Genomic DNA, 18,556 nt, shown 5'->3' with positions numbered 1-18,556 from the left:
GCGGGTTGGACCTCTCCGAGCTGACCGCGATCGACGTCCACACCCACGCGGAGGTCTCCTCGCAGGGCCACGCCTCGCTCGCCGAGGATCTCGACGCCGCCTCCACCGCGTACTTCAAGGTCGAGGGGCGCACGCGCAAACCGACGCTGGAGGAGATGGCCGCCTACTACCGCGAGCGCAAGATGGCCGCCGTCGTCTTCACCGTGGACGCCGAGTCGGCCACCGGCACCCCGCCCGTACCGAACGAGGAGGTGGCCGAGGCCGCCGCCGCGCACCCGGATGTGCTCATACCGTTCGCGTCCCTCGATCCGTTTCGCGGCAGGGCGGGCGTGCGCCAGGCCCGCAGGCTCGTGGCGGAGTACGGCGTCAAGGGGTTCAAGTTCCACCCGAGCATCCAGGGGTTCTTCCCCAACGACCGTGCGCTCGCCTACGAGTTGTACGAGGTGATCGAGGAGACCGGCTGCGTCGCCCTCTTCCACACCGGGCAGACCGGCATCGGCGCGGGCGTGCCCGGCGGCGGCGGGATCCGGCTGAAGTACTCGAACCCCATGCACGTCGACGACGTCGCCGCCGACTTCCCGCACCTGAAGATCATCCTCGCCCATCCGTCATTCCCCTGGCAGGACGAGGCACTCGCCGTGGCCACCCACAAACCGGGCGTGCACATCGACCTCTCCGGTTGGTCTCCGAAGTATTTCCCGCCCCAACTCGTCCACTACGCCAACACGTTGCTGAAGGACAAGGTGCTCTTCGGCTCCGACTTCCCCGTCCTCACACCCGACCGCTGGCTCGCCGACTTCGAGCGGCTCGCCATCAAGGACGAGGTCCGCCCCAAGATCCTCAAGGAGAACGCCGCCCGCCTGCTCGGGCTCGGATAGAGGGGGCGCCATGCGCAACGAAGGACTCGGCTCCTGGCCCGCGCGCCGGGCCCGCAAGACCCCGCACCGCACCGCCCTGACCCACGAGGGCCAGGCCCTCACCTACGCGGACCTGCACGCCCGCACGCTGCGCCTCGCACACGCGCTGCGCGCCCGAGGTGTCCGGCGCGGCGACCGGGTCGCCCACCTGGGGCCGAACCACCCGGCGTTCCTGGAGACCTTCTTCGCCACGGGTGCGCTCGGCGCGGTGTTCGTCCCGCTCAACACCCGGCTGAGCGGCCCCGAGATCGCCTACCAGCTGGCCGACGCGGGCGCCCGCACCCTCATCCACTCCCCCGCGCACACCGCGCTCGTCGCCGGGCTGCGGCAGGCGGGACAGACCCCTTCGCTCGGATGCGTCGTCGAAGTGGGCGCCGCATACGAGGAGTTGCTCGACGGCTCCACCGAGGAGCCGCTGGACGAGGCGGTCGCCGCGGACGACGTCTGCCTGCTGATGTACACCTCCGGCACGACGGGCCGCCCCAAGGGCGCCATGCTCACCCACGCCAACCTCACCTGGAACGCCGTCAACGTCCTGGTCGACGCGGACCTCACCGCCGACGCGGTCGCGCTGGTCTGCGCCCCGCTCTTCCATGCCGCCGCGCTCGGCATGCTCGCCCTGCCCGTGTTCCTGAAGGGCGGCACCTGTGTCCTCGTCGGTTCGTTCGACCCGGCCCAGGTCCTCGACCTCGTGGAAGAGCACGGTGTGAGCGTCACGTTCGGGGTGCCGACGATGTACGAACGCCTCGCCAGGGAGCCGCGCTGGGACGCGGCCGACCTGTCCTCGCTGCGGGTCCTGATGTGCGGCGGCGCGCCGGTGCCGACGCCGCTGATCGAGGCGTACGCGCGGCGCGGCCTCGCCTTCCAGCAGGGTTACGGCATGACGGAGGCCTCCCCCGGCGCCCTCTATCTCGACGCCGAGCACGCGGTACGCAAGGCGGGCACGGCCGGGGTGCCGCACTTCTTCACCGACGTCCGTGTCGTACGCCCCGACCTCAGCCCGGCGGCGGTCGGGGAGACCGGCGAGGTGCTGGTACGCGGGCCCCATGTGATGGACGGCTACTGGCAGTTGCCGGACGAGACGGCCGCCGCGTTCGCCGACGGCTGGTTCCGCACGGGCGACGCGGCGCGGGTGGACGCCGACGGCTTCGTCACCATCGCCGACCGTCTCAAGGACATGATCATCTCCGGTGGCGAGAACGTGTATCCCGCCGAGGTCGAGAGCGCCCTGCTCGCCCACCCCGACGTCCTGGAGTGCGCCGTCATCGGCGTGCCCGACGTGCGGTGGGGCGAGGTGCCGCGCGCCGTCGCCGTGCTACGCGAGGGCGCGACGGCCACCCCCGAGGAGGTCCTCGGCTCGTTGGCCGGCCGCCTCGCCAAGTACAAGATCCCCGCGTCACTGGTGTGCGTACGCGAACTGCCGCGCACCGCCTCGGGGAAGCTCCACAAGCCCAGCCTGCGCCGCGAGCACGGCGGCGCACCCACCGACCGTACCGACCGAGGAGTACCCCGATGACCGTCACCGCCAACGGACTTGACGAACTGGCCGCCCTCGCCGGAAGCGAACTCGGCGTCACCGAGTGGCTGGAGGTCGGGCAGGACCGCATCGACACCTTCGCCGACGCGACCGACGACCACCAGTGGATCCACACCGATCCCGAGAAGGCCGCGCGAGGACCGTTCGGGGCGCCCATCGCGCACGGCTATCTGACGCTCTCCCTCTTCATCCCGCTCTTCAGCGACCTCCTCGACGTCCGCGGAGTCACCACGAAGGTCAACTACGGCCTGGACAAGGTGCGTTTCCCGGCGCCCGTGAAGGCCGGCGCGCGGATACGGCTGCGCGCCACGCTGGCCTCCGTCGACGAGGTGCGGGGCGGGGTACAGATCGCCGTGGACGGCACGGTCGAGATCGAGGGCGGCGAGAAACCGGCGTGCGTCCTGCGGAGCCTGTCCCGCTTCTACGCGTAAGGAGCCCTGCCATGGTGCACCCACCCGGCAAGGCGGCGAGCCCCGGGACCGGAGCGGGGGCGGCGCCCGGACAGCTGCGCCGCGTCGCGCTGTCCGGATTGATCGGCACGGCCGTGGAGTTCTACGACTTCCTCGTCTACGGAACCGTCGCCGCGCTCGTCTTCGGCGACCTCTTCTTCCCCGAGGCCGACCCGGCGGTGGGCACCGTGGCCGCCTTCGGGACGTTCGCCGCGGGCTATCTCGCCCGGCCCCTCGGCGGCATCGTCTTCGGCCACTTCGGCGACCGGCTCGGCCGCAAGTCGATGATGCTCCTGACGATGGTCCTGATGGGCACCGGCAGCTTCCTCATCGGGCTGCTGCCCACGTACGACGCGATCGGCGTCTGGGCCCCGGTCCTGCTCGTCCTGCTCCGCGTCGTGCAGGGCATCGCGATCGGCGGCGAATGGGGCGGCGCGACCCTCATGGTCGCCGAACACGCCGGTGAACGGCCGCGCGGCCTGTGGACCAGCTTCACCCAACTCGGCGCGCCGCTGGGCACGGTGCTCTCCACCGAGGTCGTCGCGCTCGTGAGCACGCTGCCCGACGACGACTTCCGCGCCTGGGGCTGGCGGGTGCCGTTCCTGCTCTCGCTCGTACTGCTCGGTGCCGGTCTGTACGTACGCCTGAAGGTCGCCGAGAGTCCGCTCTTCGCCTCGCTGTCCGAGCGGCGGGAGCGGGCGCCGATGCCGCTGCTCGACGTCCTGCGCGCGCCTCGGCCGGTGCTGCTCGCCTCGGCGGTCGGCATCGGTCCTTTCACCGCGCAGGCGCTGCTGACCAGCTTCATGATCTCGTACGCCGTCGACGAGGGATACAGCCGCCAGCAGGTGCTCATCGGCGTCACCGTCGCTTCCTGCGTGGCGCTCGTGGTGCTTCCTTGCGCGAACCACCTCTCGGACCGCCTCGGGCGCCGGCCCGTCGTCCTGGCCGGGGCCCTGCTCTCGGCGGCCACCGCCTTCCCGGTCTTCGCGCTCGTGGACAGCCATCGGCCCGGACTGCTGATCCTCGCCTGCGTGATCGGGCACGGAATCGCCCAGTCCGTGATGTACGGGCCGCTCGGCGCCCTGTTCAGCGAGATGTTCCCGACCCGGGTGCGCTACACCGGCGCCTCGCTCGGCTACCAGACCGCGACGCTGCTCGGCGCCGGCCTCTCACCGCTGATCGCCGGCGCGCTGCTGGCCACCGGCCACTCCAGCGGCTCCGTCGCCGTGCTGCTCACGGCCGGGAGCGCGATCACGGCGCTCGCCGTCTGGCGGGTCAAGGAGACCAGCGCCCAGAACCTCGCCACCCAAGGAGAATCCCCATGACCCGCACCACCACCCGGCCGCGCCCCGCCGGCAGCCGTCCCGCCGCCGGACTCGCCGCGCTGCTGCTCCTCCTGCTGCCCCCTGTTCCCGCCCGGGCCACCGCCGCCGAGCCCGCTCCCCGGCATCTGGAAGGCACCCTGCCTTCCGGCGCCACGTACGTGATCGACACCCCGGCCCGCTGGAACGGCACCGTCCTGCTCTTCAGCCACGGCTACCGCCCCGAAGGCACCCCGAACCCGGCCGTCGACGCCCCCGACGAGCCGACGAAGAAGCTGCTCCTGAAGGAGGGCTACGCGCTCGTCGGCTCCTCCTACGCGACGAACGGCTGGGCGGTGGAGCAGGCGGTGCCGGACCAGCTGGCCGCGCTCGACACCTTCGCGGGGAAGGTCGGCGAGGCCAGGCGGACCCTCGCCTGGGGCCAGTCGCTGGGCGGGCTCGTCACCACGGCGATCGCCGAGCGCCACCCGGGGCGCGTCGACGGCTCGCTCTCCCTGTGCGGCCTCGTGCACGGCGGCGTCGCCAACTGGAACTCCACACTGGACGCCACGTTCGCGCTGCGCACGCTGCTCGCGCCCGGCTCCGGCATCCGGCTGACCGGCTTCAAGGACGCCGCCGACGCCAAGGCGTCCGGCGAACGGCTCGGCGCGTCCCTCGTCACGGCGCAGCGCACGGCTCCCGGGCGGGCCCGCATCGCGCTCGCCGCCGCGCTGCACGCCGTCCCCGGCTGGAACGACCCGGCCACGCCCCGGCCCGCCCCGGACGACCACGCCTCCCGGCAGGCGAACCAGTACGCGGCGCTCCGCGCCCTGGTGGCACAACCGGGCTTCGTGTGGCGGGCGGAGGCCGAGCGCCGCGCGGGCGGCAACATGTCCTGGAACACGGGTGTCGACTACACGGCGATGCTGGCCCGTTCCGCCACCTACAAGGAGGTCAAGTCGCTCTACAAGGCGGCGGGACTCTCCCTCGGCGACGACCTGCGCGCACTCGCCGACGCTCCCCGCTCGGACGCGAATCCGGGCGCTGTGCGCTATCTGGCCGAGCACGCCGCGCCCTCCGGACGGCTCCGCAAGCCCCAGCTCGACATCCACACGACCGGCGACGCGCTCGTGCCCGTCGAGGTCGAGAGCGCCTATCGCCGTGCGGTGGGCCGGGCGGGCCGCGCACCACTCCTGCGCCAGGCGTACACCGACAACGCCGGCCACTGCACGTTCAGCCCCGCGGAACAACTCGGCGCGCTGCACACGCTCGAGCGCCGGGTCGGCACGGGAAGCTGGGGCGACACGTCGCCTGCCGCCCTCAACTCCCGTGCGCGGCAAGCGGATCCGACCACGCCTTCCCGCTATGTGACGTACCGGCCCGGCCCGTACCCGCGCCCGTTCAGCTGATCCTCAGCAGTGGCTAGGCGTCGGCCTGGCGGCGCGGCTCGCGCCACATCGTCCACAGCTGCGGTCCGCCGCCCGGCAGCCGCAGCTCGTCGCGCACGGTGAAGCCGAAGTGCTCGTAGACGGGGAGGTTCTCCGGCTTGGAGGACTCCAAGTGGACGGGCATGCCCGCCGCGTCGGCCTGGGCGAGGCCGGAGCGCAGCAGGGCGGCGCCCTGCCCCTGGCCCTGCGCGGCCGGGTCGGCTCCGATGAGCGCCAGGGACCAGTGCGGCTCCTGGGGCGTGTGCTTGGCCGCCATCTCGACGGCGCCCCCGAACAGTTCCGCCCGGTCGCCGAGGAGGTTCGTGAGCTCCTGGATGGTCCCCTGGTCGGGGACGGCCTTCTCCTGCGCCTCTGCGGGCACCCAGAACGCGACGGCGGCCTCGGTCCGTTGGCACACGCCGTGCAGCACGTACTGGCGGGTGAAGATCGTGCCGAAGTAGCGGCCCAGGGACGCTTCCCGCGTGGCCTCGTCGGGGAAGAACCAGCGCATCATCGGGTCGTCGTCAAAGGCGCGGGCCAGGGTGGCGCCGACCAGGGGGGCATCGTCGAGCGTCGCCGTCTTCGGCGTGTGCGATATAGGCATACGGGTCATTCTGCACCCGGTGATCTTCGACGCCGAAGCGGGGTCCCCCCTCTGCCGGACGCGGCAACGAGGCTGTCTGCCCGGGAAGTTCAAGGCCTTGTGCGTCCTTCACACGTCCGTCGTTCATGCCGCGTACGTCGTTCATGCCGCGTACGTCGTTCATGCCGCGCCGGGCCGAACCGGCTCCGGCAGGGCGGCCTCCGAGGCGGCGCGTGGCGCGGGTACGGGGCGTGTCCACAGCAGGGTGCCCGCGGTCAGTGCGACTCCGCCGACCAGCCAGGGCAGTGGGCCGGCCGGGAGGGCTCCGACGGCCGGGGCGGCGAGGGCGCACGCCAGTTGCAGCGCGAGCGACTGGACCGACAGGGCGGTGGCGCGCCCGGCCGAGGTCACGCGGCGGTGCAGCAGGTCGTTCTCGTTGGGCCCCGCCGCGCCGAGGCCGAGGTGGACCAGGGCGAAACCGGCGGCGCCGAGGGCCACGGGCACCGGGCCCGCCGCGCTCGCCGTGGCCGCGAGGAGCAGCAGTCCGCCCGCCCCCGCGCCCAGGCCGGCCAGGACCGCGCGTCCGCTGCCACCCGTGAGGCGGGCGGTGAGCGGCGCGAGGTGGCTGCCGAGCGCCGAGCAGACGTAGCCGACGCAGGCCAGGCCGGCGAAGAGCACCGCGCCCGCCTCGGGGTCACCGGCCAGGTCCGCGACCCGGCCCGGCGTGAGCAGTTCGACGGCGGCGAAGGCGGCGCCGGTGGCCGCCACGCCGAGCAGTACGCGCCGCACCAGCGCGTCGCCGCCAGCCAGGCGCACTCCGGAGACGATGGTGGCCGGGACGCCCCGGAGGACCGCGCGCGGGCCGACCGGTGTCCGCGGCGGTTCGGGCAGGGCGGTCAGGACGTACAGCACGAAGACGATGTCGACGGCGGCGGCCAGCAGCACCGGGACGGAGAGCGGCAGGACCACACCGGAGGTGGCCCGGCTCAGCCACGCGCCGAGGTCGGGGCCGAGCCCGAGCAGCCAGGGCAGGGCGCCGCCGACGAGGGTGCCGACGGCGAGCACCGCCGAGGTGGCCGAACCCCCGCGGGCCAGCCCGCTCCGCAGCTCGGCGTCGGGCCCCGCGGCGGCGTGGACGGTGTCGACGTACCAGGCCTCGGCGGGCCCGCTGGACAAGGCCCGCCCCGCGCCCTTCAGCGCCATACCGAGTACGAACACCCAGGCGTCGGTGCCGAGCCCCAGGAGGGCGAAGGCGGCCAGGTCCGTGAGCCCGGCGGCCACGAGGACCGCGCGGCGGCCGAGGACGTCGGACAGCCCTCCGGTGGGCAGTTCGAGGAGGGCCGCCGTCAGGGAGTGTGCGGCGAAGAAGCCCGCGATGGCGGCGAGGGTCATGCCGCGCTCGGCGAAGAGCAGCAACTGCGGGGCGATGGCCAGCCCCAGCGGCAGCCAGAAGAGGGCGCAGATCATGACGTAGCGGCGGCGCGCGGCGGCTATGTCCATGGGCTTCGTCACGCGGGCCCCGCGGTGTGCGGTCCATCCCCGGCTGCCGGGGGGTCCTCCGCCGTCGGGCGTGACGCCAGGGGCAGGCCGGCCGTGAAGACCACCGTCCGGGCGGCTCGTGGGTCCGACGCGTCGCGCGTAGTCAGCTCCGCGAGCTTGTCCTCGAACGTCCGCCACAGCTCCGCGAGCGAGTCGGGGGTGAGACGGGGCAGCATGTCGCTGATGCCGGAGGGCTCCACCCACTGCGGGGACAGCCGTCCCGCTTCCATGTCCTGCTCGTGCCGCGTCAAGGCCTCCCCGAGGTGCTGGATCTGACGTCGGCGCATCGTGCCGACGAAGTCACGGCTGCCCGGCGAGGCCTCCATCGCCTCGTTGCTCCAGGAGGTGACCTCGTGCACGGCCCGCCAGCGACGCTCCCTGCCGTCGCGCTGCTCGGCCTCGGCGACGAACGCGTACTTGGCGAGGACCCGCAGGTGGTAGCTGGTGGAGGCGGACGACTCCCCCGTGACTGCCGCCAGTTCGCTGGCGGTGGCGGGGCCGTCCGAGCGCAGCAGGCCGAGCAGCCGGATGCGCAGGGGGTGGGTGAGGGCTTTCAGGGCCGACGCGTCGCTCTCGGGGTCGAGGCGGCGCCTCTTCTCTTCGCTGACCATGCCGGGAGCGTAGGGCGGAACACGGTTCTCCAAAAGAACTTTTGCAAAATTTCTTTTGGAGGATCGGGGCGACGATCCGGGCGGGGGCGGTGAAAGACCGGGGCCCGGCCCCGGGGACTTCCCCGGGGCCGGGCCGCAGCCGTCCGTTCAGTGGTTCGTGTCAGTGGTTCTTGCACTTGTTGTCGCTCGCGGGGTTGAGGAGCCCGATGATGTCGATGGTGTTGCCGCAGACATTGGCATCGACTTCGACCGGCACCTGAACGGCGTTGCCGGACAGGACGCCGGGGCTGTCGTGGACATGCCCCACGGCGGAGGGGTCGTCGCCGTCGGCGAGAGCCTGACCCGCGCCGCCGACCACGGCACTGGCGGCGAGCAGGACAGCGGCGCTGAGAGTACGGACACGCATGGAGTGATCTCCTCGGTGTAGGAAAAGCGATCGCTCTCCAGCAGATAGCCCGCCGCCCCTTCTCGCGACCGCTCAGGGCCGTTCGGGTGACATGAGGAGGCCCGGCCCCGGCGGCCTGCGGGCCGAGTCGGCCGGGGCGAGGGGCCGCCGCTCACCTCCGCTCAGCAGCCGCCGGAAGACGCGGGCGCGGCCGCGCCGATCCGGAGCGTCGACGGGGTCCCGCAGCAGCCGCCGGACGCGTCGCCGGTGTCGATGCCGGTGCTGTCGCCATCGCCGGTGTCGGCCGGTTCGTCGAAGAGGCCCGATCCGCCGCAGACTCCCGTCTCGGGGAGGGTCAACTCCACGCGCCCGGCGGCCTCGTGGTCTCCCGCGAGGGCCGCGGCGATGGAGCGGACCTGCTCGTAGCCGGTCATCGCGAGGAACGTCGGGGCGCGGCCGTAACTCTTCATGCCGACCAGGTAGACGCCCTTCTCCGGGTGGGCCAACTCCTTGGCCCCGTGCGGGTAGACGGTGCCGCACGAGTGCTGGTTGGGGTCGATCAGCGGGGCGAGCCCGACGGGCGCCTGGAGGCGTTCGTCGAGGCCGAGCCGGAGTTCGCCGAGGAAGGAGAGGTCGGGGCGGAAGCCGGTCAGGACGATGACCTCGTCGACCGGGTCGAGGCGGCGGCCGTCCTCGGCGGTCAGCACCAGCCGTTCGCCGCTCCTGTCCACGGCGCCGGTGCGGAAGCCGGTGACGGCGTCGGCATGGCCGTCGTCCACGGCCGCCTTCGCCGCGAGACCCAGGGCACCGCGGGCCGGGAGCTGGTCGGCCGCACCACCGCCGAAGGTGGAGCCGCTGATGCCTCGCCGCAGCACCCACACCGCGTGGGTGCCCGGCACCTCCTCGGCGAGGCCGGCCAGGAGGGCGAGCGCGGTGAACGCGGAGGCTCCGGAGCCGATGACCGCCGTACGCCTGCCCGCGTACCGGGCGCGGACGGCCGCGTCCCCGAGGTCGGGCACGCGGTACGAGATGCGGTCCGAGGCGGCTCGTTCGCCGAGCGCGGGCAGGCCGTCGCCGCCGAGCGGGCCGGGGGCCATCCAGGTGCCGGAGGCGTCGATGACGGCGCGGGCGACGACGCGCCGCTCGCCGCCGTCGCTGTCGCGGACGTACACGGTGAAGGGCTGCCGTTCGCGGTCGGCGTCGACGACACGGTCGCGGCCCCGGCGGGAGACCCCGGTCACCGTGACCCCGAAGCGGACGCTGTCACCCAGCACGTCGGCCAGCGGCACCAGGTACTTCCGCGCCCAGTCGCCGCCGGTGGGGTAGGTGGCGCCGTCGGGCCGCACCCAGCCGGTGGGGGCGAGGAGCTTCTCGGCGGCCGGGTCGACGACCTCGGCCCACGGGGAGAAGAGGCGTACGTGCGACCACTCGCGCACGGCGCTGCCCGCGCTGTCGCCAGCTTCGAGTACCAGGGGTTGGATGCCCCGCCCGACGAGGTGGGCGGCCGCGGCGAGGCCGATGGGGCCGGCTCCGATGACCACGACGGGCAGGACGGCGCTGGACGCGTTCACGGTGCTCCCCTTTGATTCGACGTCTGTCGATGTCTCGTGCGGCCAGCATGACACCTGCTTCGACAAGCGTCAACATAGACAGGTATCAATTCAAGCGGTTCCATCGACCCATCGACCCATCGACCGTGTTGGCCTGTTGATTCGACATGCGTCAACATAGACACATGCCGAATACCGAGTCTGTCGAGCATGCCGAGCCCTGCTGCCCGCCCCTGACGGAGCGCCCTCTCACCGCCGAGGAGGCGGTGCGGACGGCCGCGATGTTCAAGGCGCTCGGCGACCCGGTCCGGCTGAGACTGTTCTCGCTGGTCGCCTCGCACGAGGGCGGCGAGGCGTGCGTGTGCGACATCTCTGACGTCGGGGTCTCCCAGCCGACCGTCTCCCACCACCTGAAGAAGCTGAAGGAGGCCGGACTGCTCACCTCCGAGCGGCGCGGGACGTGGGTGTACTACCGCGTCGAGCCGTCCGTGCTCGCGGCGATGGGGCACATCCTGGGGCGCGTCGGCGCGTGACGGTGCCGGTGCGGGCCACCCCCATCCCGTACGGCATCACATCGCGCGCCCGGCCGCGGCGAATTTCTCGCGCCAGGCCAGCGACACGTACACGAGCCCGATGAGGACCGGGACCTCGATGAGCGGTCCGACGACACCGGACAGAGCCTGGCCGGAGGTCACACCGAAGGTGGCGATGGCGACGGCGATGGCGAGTTCGAAGTTGTTGCCCGCCGCGGTGAACGCGAGCGTCGCCGTGCGGTCGTAGGCGAGGCCGAGCGCCTTGCCGAGCAGGAAGGTGCCGAAGAACATGACGGCGAAGTACACCAGGAGCGGCAGCGCGATGCGGGCCACGTCCAGGGGCTGCGAGGTGATGGTCCCGCCTTGCAGGGCGAAGAGGATCACGATCGTGAAGAGCAGTCCGTAGAGCGCCCAGGGGCCGATCCTCGGGAGGAAGCCGGACTCGTACGTCTCGCGGCCGAGCCTCTTCTCGCCGAGGCGGCGGGTGAGGAATCCGGCGAGGAGCGGGACGCCGAGGAAGATGACGACGTTCAGGGCGATCTTCCACATGGAGATGTCCAGGTGGTCCCCGTCGCCGAGGCCGAGCCACTTCGGCAGCAGGTCGAGGTAGAACCAGCCGAGGAGGCCGAACGCGACCACCTGGAAGACGGAGTTGAGGGCCACGAGCACGGCGGCCGCCTCGCGGTCGCCGCACGCCAGGTCGTTCCAGATGATGACCATGGCGATGCAGCGGGCCAGGCCGACGATGATGAGGCCGGTGCGGTACTCGGGCAGGTCGGGCAGGAAGGTCCAGGCCAGCGCGAACATCACGGCCGGGCCGACGATCCAGTTGACGAACAGCGACGACACCATGAGTCTGCGGTCGCCGGTCACGGCATCGAGCTTGTCGTAGCGGACCTTGGCGAGGACCGGATACATCATGACCAGCAGGCCGATGGCGATGGGCAGCGAGATGCCGCCGATCTCGGCCTTGGCGAGGGTGCCGCCGAGCCCGGGGACGAGGCGTCCGAGGCCGATGCCCACGGCCATCGCGAGGAGGATCCACACCGCGAGGTAGCGGTCGAGGGCGGAGAGCTTGGCGACGACCGAGACGTCCGCGCCACCCTCGGGCGGTGATGTGGTGCCGGGGCCGGTGGCGGTCATCAGCAGACCCGCTTTCGGTCGGTCTCGACGGTGGTGCGCGCGGCCTCCGCGAGTTCACCGAACGAGGCCGCGAGCGCCTCGATGACCTCGGGCCGCAGCTTGTAGTAGGTGAAGCGGCCGCAGGGCTCCGTCTCCACCACCCCGGCCTCGCGCAGGACGCGCAGATGGTTGGAGAGGTTCGTCTGCCGGGCGCCCGTCTCCTCCACGAGGTGGGTGGTGCACAGGGTCTCGCGGGCGAGCAGGGTCACGATCTGGAGCCTGAGCGGGTCGGCGAGGACCCTGATCAGTTCAGTGTCGGCTGACGTCATCATGGGCTGATATTGTCACATCAGCGGCCGATGATGCGACCAGGTACAAGCAACAAGGCACCAGGTACAAGCACAAGACAAGAGAGACCTCAGATGCCCCAGAAGCCCTCCGTCCTGTTCGTCTGCGTCCACAACGCCGGCCGCTCCCAGATGGCCGCCGCCTGGCTGGCCCACCTCGCGGGCGACCGCGTGGAGGTCCGCTCGGCGGGATCGGATCCCGGGCAGCGTGTGAACCCGGCGGCGGTGGAGGCCATGCGTGAGGTGGGCATCGACATCTCCGCCGAGACACCGAAGATCCTCACCGTCGACGCGGTCGAGGAGTCGGACGTCTGCGTCACGATGGGCTGCGGCGACACCTGCCCCGTCTTCCCCGGCAAGCGCTACCTCGACTGGCAGCTCGAAGACCCCGCGGGCCAGGGCGTCGCCGCCGTGCGTCCCATCCGCGACGAGATCAAGGCCCTGGTCGAGGGACTGATCGCGGAGATCGCGCCCGAGCGGAAGGCCTGAACGGGACGCGCTCGTACCGCCCGGCCGCCCGGTCTCCCACGAGGTTTGCCCGACCCGAAGGGCAAGTCGCGGGCGCGGGGTCGTGTTCTCAGACCACCGCGCGAGCAACCGCCATGGTCGGGGCGGTACCGGCGGCCGCACCCAGGGCCATGGCGGCGACAGCCGCCCTCCGGCCGACACCCCGTTCGAGCGGGACGCTCGGCACGACCTTGGGCAGCACGGGTGCCACCGCGATGAGACCGAAGCCGACGCCGATGCGCCCGGTGGAGCTTACGGCGTCGGCGCCGCGTCCCCTCGGCCGCCGGACGTGGCCGCCGCCGCTGTCGCCGCGCGCTCGATCCTCGCGCAGTGGGCTTCCCAGAAGGCCGCGTCGTGCGGCGGAGCGGCGTATTCGGCGGCCGTCCCCGTCGAGCCGTCGAGCTGTTCGCGCAGGATGTCCGCGTGTCCGACGTGCCTGCCCGTCTCGGTGAGCATGTGGACCAGGACGTTGAACAGCTGCACGTCGGGACGCGGCCACCAGGGCACGAAGCCGGGAGAGTCGAGGGTCAGCGCGGCGATCGTCGCGTCCGAGTGCTCCCATACGCGGCGGTAGCGGCCTATGACCTCCTCCCGCGTCTCATGTTCGGTCGCCCACAGGTCGGCGCCGCGTTCCCCGACGTCGTCCCAGCGGGGCAGCGGTTCGGGGAACGGGCGGTCGAAGACCTCGCCGAAGTATCTGGACTCCCAGACGGACAGATGCTTGACGAGGCCGAGAAGGTTGGTCCCCGTCACGGTCAGGGGGCGGCGGATGTCGTACTCACCGAGCCCGTCGACCTTCCAGAGCATCGCCTCGCGCATCTGTCGCAGATCGCTGTGCAAGTACTCTTTCGCGAAATCATCGATCATGAGGCCCGACCCTGTCACCCGCCGCCTGCGGGCTCAAGGCCTCATTCGGCGTCCTGCTCCGTCACTCCGGGTCGATGAAGAACTCCTGGGACAACGCCGACGACGTACACGACTGGCGCATGAGCTCGACACCCTCCGCCGTGCCGCCGCCCACCATGCCCAGACACTGGCCCGTCGCCGCCTCCCGGATGCGGAAGCCGCCCGGCGCCGGGGTCTCGACCGGCTCGACCAGGAACACGCCGGCCGAGGCACAGGCGTCCCACGGTTCGAGCATGCCGGGGACCGGGCCGCCGTTCATGACGGTCAGACAGCCGATGCCGAATTCGGGGTGATGCCACTGGATGCGGTAGCGGCCTGCGCCGACCTCTTCGAGGTAGGTGCGCGGCGGGACCGCCTGGGCACACGCGCGCTGCACGGCGACGGCGCTGGGGTAGAGGCCCTTGCGGTCGCGGCCTTCGGTGACGCACAGCGAAGGCGCGCTCGCCGGGCGGATCTTCGCCCAGCCGAGCGGCGGGCCCTGGTACCGCTCCTGGGTGAAGACGGCACCGGGCTGGCGGTCACAGCCCCACTGCCGCAGCCGTGCCCCGTCGGCGGTGGAGGATTCGGTGACCTCCAGGCACTGCGGGGACGGAGTGACGGTCTTGGGCTGGAGCCAGACACCGCCGTCGGTCTCGGTGAAGACGAAGCTCGCGCCGGGCTGGCTGCCGCAGGTCTGCTGCCGTACGAGGGCGCCGGCGGCGGGGCTGGAGTTCTCCACCGCCATGCACTTGCCGCTGTAGACATTGACGATCTGGTACGAACCACCGCCCAGGGGTGATGACTTCAGCGTCCACAGCGCGTTCTTGCGGCCCGCGCAACGGCGCTGCGTGATCACCTCGCCCTCGGTGGCGGTACCGACTTCGAGGCACATGCCGCTGTGAGTGGAGACGATGTTGATGTCCTGCGCCGCGGTCGATGCCGCGCTCGCCATGCCCTGCGCGCCCACCAGAGCGAGGAGAAGGGCGACGGCGGCGAGCAGTGCGGCGGAGCGGGAGCGCGGACGTCTGTGGCCTGGTCTTCGCATGAGCCGTCCCCTCGGGTGGGCCTGTGAGCCGGGCGTACCGGTGAGCCCGGACGTACCGGATGTCGGCGGAGCGAGCGGAGCCTCGCACGACGGACTGACGTGAGCCTGACATTCAGCTGCCCGCGAAGGGACGGCCGCAGCGGGGCTCGGACTCGGAACTCATTTGTCAGCGGTACGTCAGTCCGCGCGGTCACCATCGGCCCCGTACCGCCAGAGACGTACGGATCGGTCGACCGAGACGAGGGGTGTACGCGCCATGAGTGGAAGACCCAGGGGCCGGCTGCGTCGGCTTCGCGAGGCAGTGGGCCCACTGGCCGCCGCCGTGCTGGTGTGCGGGGCGCTCACCGCGCCCGCCTCGGCGGCGACGACCGCGGATCCGGCGTGCTGGCTGCGTCCCAGCGAGCCGCACGTGGACTGGACGGGGATGAACTTCACCGGGGACATGTGGTGCGATCTCACCCCCGGCTCGGTGCGCATCCAGTCACGCTCGACCAGCCCGGTGGTGGGCAAGATGCTCTTCAGTCCGCGCTGGTTCGTGTGCTGGAAGGAGGGCTCCGACTACATGGGCAACAACATCTGGTACTACACCCAGGGCGATCAGGTCGTGTCCTCCCCCACCGTCAAGGCGTGGGGCTACATGCCCGCGGTCGCGGTCAAGGCCCCTCAGCACCCCTTCCCCGGTCTCACGCAATGCCCTTGGTCGTGACGCCCGGCCCTTCTTCCTTGTTCTTCCGGCACATGACGAGCCATCAGGAGTACGTCGTGAACAGGAGACCGTTCCTCCCGCGCATCCCGCGCCTCTCGCCCCGCGCGGCCGCCGTCACCGCGGCCGTCGGCGCGCTGCTGTGTCTGCCGTTGTCGGCCGCTCCCGCGAGCGCCGGCGAGCGGGCCACCTGTTCCCTTCAGGAGGGCCTCGATCTGCGCGACACCATCGGCAACGCGTTCACCAAGGCGCTGTACTGCGACAACCTTCCGTCCGACGTGTACGGAAGGCCTTCCTTCGACGCGCCGATCACCGGGTGGCTGCGCCTGACGCCGTCCTGGTTCACCTGCTACACCATCGGGCCGAGGGACACCCAGGGCAACAACGTCTGGTACTACACCCAGGGCGACCAGGTGGGCGAGCTGCCCCGCATCAAGGGCTGGGGCAACGTCCCCGCGGAGGTCGTCAAGATCCCCTCCACCATGTCCCACCCCGTCGCCGGGCTGCCGCGCTGCCCCTGGTACTGACAGCCGCCCCCGACCCGTCACGCACCGCCGCACCACCCGACCCGGCCGGCCCGGGCCGGCCCCAGCAGGCGCCCACGGGCGCGAGGAGGAGACGCGATGAAGAACGGACGCACGATCCGTACGGCCGCCGCGGTGGCCGTGGCCGCCGCCGCGCTGGCGATGTCCGCCACAGGCCCGGCCACCGCCATCGCACCGCAGCGCGCGGCGGCCGCCGAATGGCGCCTGTGCATGTACCTGGGCGGACACACCACCCTCCAGATGGGCAGCACGGGAGAGGCCGTACGCCACCTCCAGTGCATCCTCAACGAGGTCTACCGCTACGTGAACGTCCCCATGAACGGCGTCTTCGAAGAGGTCACCAAGGCGTCGGTCGAGCACCTGCAACGGCAGTTCGCCCTGCCCGTCACGGGCGTCGTCGACGCCGCCACCTGGGGCGCCCTGCACCCCTGAGTGATCCGCGTAGCCGTACAGGTACGGGGCCGGGACCAGGGCAGGGGGCAACCCCGCCCGGTCACGGCCCCCGTGTGTGCCGCTGCTCGCGGAGCGCGGCGAGGGCGTCCAGCCGATGTTCCTCCCGTCGTGGACGCGGCGAGCGCGGCGGTGGCCGAGGAACTGCCCGGAGCCGCGCGGCTCCTGCGCCTTGACGCGCTGCGCGCGTGCGCCGTACCGGTGTCTCCCGTCACGCCAGTGGCACCGGCCGACGTGGCGCGTAGGGGGCACCCGGCGACACCCGGCCGACGGGCCGTACGGAGTCGCTGCTCCACGCCTCGATGCCGCACCTGCCACCGGTGCACGGCCTCGTGGACCCGGAGATGGCCCACATCTACACGCAGGCCGTGGATCATGCCGGGATCACGGCGGCGCCGCTGCGCCTGCTCGGGCATGTGGTCGGCCCGGACTTGTCGGGCCGGGCGGGGAAAGGGAGTTGCGCACGACCGTGCGCGGGCGGCGTGCGGGCCTGACCCGTGACTCGCGACTCGTAACCCGTGACTCGTAACCCGTGACTCGTGACTCGTGAGTCAGGGCCTGGTCCCGGCCACCAGTTGGGAGTGAAGGGTGTCGTACGCCCACCGCTCCCACTTCGCCGGTGACCAGGCGCGGTCGCGGGTCAGGACCAGGAAGAGCTCGGGGCTGAGGATGCCGTAGACGATGTCCGCCGCCTCATCGGTGGAGACGACAGGCCGGGCGCCCGGCTTCGCGGTCAGGGACTTCGCCGCGGTCGACATCACCGTGTACCGGGGGTCCGTCGGGTCCTGCCACAGCTCCCGGATCTCGGGGTTGGTCGCCACCGCGGCGCGGACCATCTCGGTGATGGCCGCGACGCGTTCGAGGGTCTCGCGGGCACCGGCGACCAGTGCGGCCAGCGCGGCTTCGGCGGTGGGCGCGGACGTGACCTCCATGAACCACGGGCGCTCCATCGTCGGCACGGGCTCGTCGTCGCCGGCGATCGCGACGTCGACGAGTTCCTTGAGCAGGGAGGGCTTGTTCCGGAAGACGAAGTAGATCGTCTGCACCGCCACCCCCGCCCGGTCGGCGATCTCCTGCAACTTCGTCGCGCCGTAGCCCTTTTCGACGAACAGTTCACCGGCGGCCTCGATGATCCGCCGCCGCGTCTCCAGGGCCCTGTGGCCCCGCGAACCCTTGCCTTCACCCATGACTGGAGTCTATATCTAGAGTTCAGCTCTAGAGATGGACTCTAGCGCGGGGAGGGCACGCCATGCACAACGTCGCGAACCGTCAGCAAGCAGAGGCATGGAACGGCTGGGAGGGCGCCCACTGGGCCGAGCATCCGGAGCGCTACGACGCGATGCTGGACGCGTTCAACGCACCGCTCTTCGCCGCCGCGGGCATCACGGCAGGACACCGGGTCCTCGACGTCGGCTGCGGCACCGGCCGGACGACGCGCCTCGCCGCCCGACAGGCGCACGCCGGACGCGTCGTCGGCAGCGACCTGTCGGCGCCGATGCTGGCACGCGCTCGCCGCGACGCCCTCGCGGAAGGCCTGGACAACGTCACCTTCGAGCAGGGTGACGCCCAGGTGCACCCCTTTCCCGCGGGCGGGTTCGACGTCGTCATCAGCCGCGGCGGCGTGATGTTCTTCACCGACCTCGTCGCGGCCTTCGCCCACCTCAGGGCCGCGCTGGCACCGGGCGGCCGGCTCGCCTTCCTCACACCCCGGCCAGGGGGCCCGGGCAGCGCGTACGCCCGGGCGACCGCCGCGCTCTCACCGCATCTGCGCGAACCCTCCCCGGCGGCGCGAGGCATGGGGTCGCTCTCCGACCCCGCCCGCATCCGCGACGTGCTCGCCGCCGCCGGTTTCGCCGACATCGACGTGACCCCCGCCGAGGCCCCCATGGCCTTCGGCTCCGACGCGGACGACGCCACCGACTTCCTCTTCGCCATGGGCCCGACGCGCCACAACCTGCGCGACACCGACCCCACGACCGTGACCCGCGTCCGCGCCGAAGTACGCGACGCGCTCACGGAGTTCGAGACGGCGGACGGTGTACGGATCCCCGGATCCGTCTGGATCGTCACCGCGTCGCGGAGCGCGGCCGGGGTGGACGGGCCGGCTCCGGCGTGATGCG

The 18,556-nt window shown here is 72.0% G+C and carries 22 protein-coding genes; 12 read left to right on the top strand and 10 right to left on the bottom strand.

Features of this window, described 5'->3' with window-relative positions; all coding sequences use genetic code 11:
- Positions 1-5 precede the first annotated feature (5 nt).
- The 5 genes from ACF062_RS25320 to ACF062_RS25300 are packed head-to-tail and all read left to right on the top strand — an operon-like array spanning position 6 to position 5,613.
- On the top strand, positions 6-878 hold the full coding sequence (locus ACF062_RS25320; protein WP_392141473.1) for an amidohydrolase family protein: 873 nt from the start codon (positions 6-8) through the stop codon (positions 876-878).
- A 10-nt stretch (positions 879-888) separates the two neighbouring features.
- Positions 889-2,433, top strand: a complete 1,545-nt coding sequence (locus tag ACF062_RS25315; RefSeq protein WP_392141472.1) for a long-chain fatty acid--CoA ligase — start codon at positions 889-891, stop codon at positions 2,431-2,433.
- Positions 2,430-2,885 carry a MaoC family dehydratase gene (locus ACF062_RS25310; protein ID WP_392141470.1) on the top strand — a complete coding sequence of 152 codons (456 nt, stop codon included), beginning with the start codon at positions 2,430-2,432 and terminating at the stop codon, positions 2,883-2,885. The genes ACF062_RS25315 and ACF062_RS25310 overlap by 4 nt, the downstream gene beginning before the upstream one ends.
- Positions 2,886-2,896: 11 nt before the next feature.
- Positions 2,897-4,228: an MFS transporter gene (locus ACF062_RS25305; protein WP_392141469.1), complete on the top strand. Its 1,332-nt coding sequence runs from the start codon at positions 2,897-2,899 to the stop codon at positions 4,226-4,228.
- A complete protein-coding gene (locus tag ACF062_RS25300) occupies positions 4,225-5,613 on the top strand; it encodes an alpha/beta hydrolase family protein (protein ID WP_392141467.1) in 1,389 nt (462 codons plus the stop codon). The genes ACF062_RS25305 and ACF062_RS25300 overlap by 4 nt, the downstream gene beginning before the upstream one ends.
- 13 nt (positions 5,614-5,626) lie before the next feature.
- Here the strand turns inward: ACF062_RS25300 and ACF062_RS25295 are convergent, their stop codons facing one another.
- The 5 genes from ACF062_RS25295 to ACF062_RS25275 form a co-directional block, all read right to left on the bottom strand.
- Positions 5,627-6,235 carry a GNAT family N-acetyltransferase gene (locus ACF062_RS25295; RefSeq protein ID WP_392141465.1) on the bottom strand — a complete coding sequence of 203 codons (609 nt, stop codon included), beginning with the start codon at positions 6,233-6,235 and terminating at the stop codon, positions 5,627-5,629.
- 159 nt (positions 6,236-6,394) lie between these two features.
- Entirely contained in the window at positions 6,395-7,714 is a 1,320-nt protein-coding gene (locus tag ACF062_RS25290) for an MFS transporter (RefSeq protein ID WP_392142018.1), read from the bottom strand.
- Between the two features lie 8 nt (positions 7,715-7,722).
- Positions 7,723-8,364 carry an ArsR/SmtB family transcription factor gene (locus ACF062_RS25285; protein ID WP_392141464.1) on the bottom strand — a complete coding sequence of 214 codons (642 nt, stop codon included), beginning with the start codon at positions 8,362-8,364 and terminating at the stop codon, positions 7,723-7,725.
- 160 nt (positions 8,365-8,524) lie between these two features.
- Positions 8,525-8,770, bottom strand: a complete 246-nt coding sequence (locus ACF062_RS25280) for a chaplin (protein WP_223778546.1) — start codon at positions 8,768-8,770, stop codon at positions 8,525-8,527.
- Between the two features lie 161 nt (positions 8,771-8,931).
- Entirely contained in the window at positions 8,932-10,320 is a 1,389-nt protein-coding gene (locus ACF062_RS25275) for an FAD-dependent oxidoreductase (protein ID WP_392141463.1), read from the bottom strand.
- Between the two features lie 164 nt (positions 10,321-10,484).
- Here ACF062_RS25275 and ACF062_RS25270 point away from each other — a divergent pair, with 164 nt between their 5' ends.
- Positions 10,485-10,832, top strand: coding sequence for an ArsR/SmtB family transcription factor (locus ACF062_RS25270; RefSeq protein WP_392141461.1), 348 nt, complete (start codon positions 10,485-10,487; stop codon positions 10,830-10,832).
- 36 nt (positions 10,833-10,868) lie between these two features.
- Here the strand turns inward: ACF062_RS25270 and arsB are convergent, their stop codons facing one another.
- Positions 10,869-11,975: an ACR3 family arsenite efflux transporter gene (gene arsB, locus ACF062_RS25265; RefSeq protein ID WP_392141459.1), complete on the bottom strand. Its 1,107-nt coding sequence runs from the start codon at positions 11,973-11,975 to the stop codon at positions 10,869-10,871.
- Positions 11,975-12,286, bottom strand: coding sequence for an ArsR/SmtB family transcription factor (locus tag ACF062_RS25260; RefSeq protein WP_392141457.1), 312 nt, complete (start codon positions 12,284-12,286; stop codon positions 11,975-11,977). The genes arsB and ACF062_RS25260 overlap by 1 nt, the downstream gene beginning before the upstream one ends.
- A gap of 90 nt (positions 12,287-12,376) precedes the next feature.
- Here ACF062_RS25260 and ACF062_RS25255 point away from each other — a divergent pair, with 90 nt between their 5' ends.
- Complete coding sequence (locus ACF062_RS25255) at positions 12,377-12,790, top strand: arsenate reductase ArsC (RefSeq protein WP_392141455.1); 414 nt, start codon at positions 12,377-12,379, stop codon at positions 12,788-12,790.
- A gap of 270 nt (positions 12,791-13,060) precedes the next feature.
- Here ACF062_RS25255 and ACF062_RS25250 read toward each other — a convergent pair whose 3' ends face one another.
- A complete protein-coding gene (locus ACF062_RS25250; protein WP_392141453.1) occupies positions 13,061-13,675 on the bottom strand; it encodes a DinB family protein in 615 nt (204 codons plus the stop codon).
- A gap of 61 nt (positions 13,676-13,736) precedes the next feature.
- Positions 13,737-14,738, bottom strand: a complete 1,002-nt coding sequence (locus ACF062_RS25245; RefSeq protein WP_392141451.1) for an RICIN domain-containing protein — start codon at positions 14,736-14,738, stop codon at positions 13,737-13,739.
- Between the two features lie 256 nt (positions 14,739-14,994).
- On the opposite strand from ACF062_RS25245, the gene ACF062_RS25240 reads away from it, so the two are divergent.
- From ACF062_RS25240 to ACF062_RS25225, 4 genes are all read left to right on the top strand, one after another.
- The gene (locus tag ACF062_RS25240; RefSeq protein WP_392141450.1) at positions 14,995-15,444 is read left to right on the top strand and encodes a hypothetical protein; all 450 of its coding nucleotides are present in this window, start codon (positions 14,995-14,997) and stop codon (positions 15,442-15,444) included.
- Positions 15,445-15,500: 56 nt separating this feature from the next.
- Positions 15,501-15,968 carry a hypothetical protein gene (locus tag ACF062_RS25235; RefSeq protein WP_392141449.1) on the top strand — a complete coding sequence of 156 codons (468 nt, stop codon included), beginning with the start codon at positions 15,501-15,503 and terminating at the stop codon, positions 15,966-15,968.
- Between the two features lie 96 nt (positions 15,969-16,064).
- Positions 16,065-16,418, top strand: coding sequence for a peptidoglycan-binding protein (locus tag ACF062_RS25230; protein ID WP_392141447.1), 354 nt, complete (start codon positions 16,065-16,067; stop codon positions 16,416-16,418).
- Positions 16,419-16,738: 320 nt separating this feature from the next.
- Positions 16,739-16,930, top strand: a complete 192-nt coding sequence (locus ACF062_RS25225) for a hypothetical protein (RefSeq protein WP_392141445.1) — start codon at positions 16,739-16,741, stop codon at positions 16,928-16,930.
- Positions 16,931-16,987: 57 nt separating this feature from the next.
- Here ACF062_RS25225 and ACF062_RS25220 read toward each other — a convergent pair whose 3' ends face one another.
- On the bottom strand, positions 16,988-17,623 hold the full coding sequence (locus tag ACF062_RS25220) for a TetR/AcrR family transcriptional regulator (RefSeq protein ID WP_392141443.1): 636 nt from the start codon (positions 17,621-17,623) through the stop codon (positions 16,988-16,990).
- A gap of 62 nt (positions 17,624-17,685) precedes the next feature.
- Between ACF062_RS25220 and ACF062_RS25215 the strand changes: the two genes are divergently transcribed.
- Complete coding sequence (locus ACF062_RS25215; RefSeq protein WP_392141442.1) at positions 17,686-18,552, top strand: class I SAM-dependent methyltransferase; 867 nt, start codon at positions 17,686-17,688, stop codon at positions 18,550-18,552.
- Positions 18,553-18,556 lie beyond the last annotated feature (4 nt).

The organism is Streptomyces sp. NPDC015345, assembly GCF_043078805.1.
Lineage (GTDB): Bacteria > Actinomycetota > Actinomycetes > Streptomycetales > Streptomycetaceae > Streptomyces.
The sequence above is the reverse complement of the archived record's forward strand: the minus strand, read 5'-3'. Positions and strand labels throughout refer to the sequence as shown.